This is a genomic window from Longicatena sp. 210702-DFI.1.196 (genome assembly GCF_020563125.1).
Classification (GTDB): Bacteria; Bacillota_I; Bacilli_A; order Erysipelotrichales; family Erysipelotrichaceae; genus Longicatena; species Longicatena caecimuris.
This window is the reverse complement of record NZ_JAJCPX010000089.1, coordinates 1-850: the sequence shown is the minus strand read 5'-3', so window position 1 is coordinate 850 and position 850 is coordinate 1. Positions and strand designations below refer to the sequence as shown.

2 protein-coding genes are annotated in these 850 nt (G+C 54.5%); both read right to left on the bottom strand.

Annotated features, from left to right (window positions below):
• The coding region (locus LI241_RS15485; protein ID WP_227160468.1) for a hypothetical protein at positions 1 to 490 on the bottom strand (490 nt) is incomplete at its 3' end.
• The gene (locus LI241_RS15480) at positions 418 to 774 is read right to left on the bottom strand and encodes a TnpV protein (RefSeq protein WP_020989795.1); all 357 of its coding nucleotides are present in this window, start codon (positions 772 to 774) and stop codon (positions 418 to 420) included. The genes LI241_RS15480 and LI241_RS15485, both read right to left, overlap by 73 nt.
• Positions 775 to 850: the final 76 nt, after the last annotated feature.

The window sequence follows — 850 nt, the reverse complement described above, 5'->3', positions numbered from 1 at the left end:
GTTCATAGCCTGCCGCTTCTGCAAGCTCCACATTGGAGGCAAACTGGCCGCTCTCCAAAAGCTCCCCGATACGCTCTGCGGCGCTCTCCCAGGAAATGACCTGGGCAGACCTGTCATAACGGACAGACTTCCCATGGGAAAGATGGATACCATCCTCGGCATACCATGCGCTCACACTGCCAAGGCCATTGCCGCCGTGGTACAGCGTTTTCAGTATCTCGGAAATCTCAGCGGTGGTTTTCTGCTTTTCAAAGGCTGCAACCACACGCTCCCTTTGACGGTCTGTATTGCCGCCCAAACGCAGCACATGGTCGATGTCATTTTGGGCAAAAGAAAAAGCAGAGGATGTATGCGCTACATTCTCTGCTTCATCTATGGATTGGATCTGTTCCGCTTCGGAGAGGAACAGGTTTAGAGTCAGCTGTTGATAAGCTCCGCCATCAGGATTTCCTCGGCCTGGGCTTTGCAGTTGTTCATCAGCCCCACCCACTTCATGGGATCGCTGGCTTTCAGTTCCTCGGTGGCTCCCGCTTCCTTCGCCAGCTGGGGCATCATCTGCTCCAGTCTGCTCTGGGCGGTCTCGTCGATCTCCAGAAGGTGCGGGTACAGCTTCTCGCTCAGCAACATCTGGTTGTAGAGGATGGGACGATGTTCTTTCAGGTAAGTTTTCCTCATCCTGCCGTACTTGCCCAGGGGTTTCTCCGGCTGCTGGCTCAGCTTCAGGTCGGGAATCAGATAGTCTCCGTTCTGGATATAGGTCATGGGATTGTTCATCTTGTTTGCTCCTTTCTTGGTTGGCTTCGCGCTCTGCATTTCGGACGGTAACGCCGATCTGCCGCAGCACCTGCTG

Coding starts and splice junctions, on each gene's coding strand:
- LI241_RS15480 (WP_020989795.1), bottom strand. CDS start 774: ATGAACAATCCCATGACCTATATCCAGAACGGAGACTATCTGATTCCC.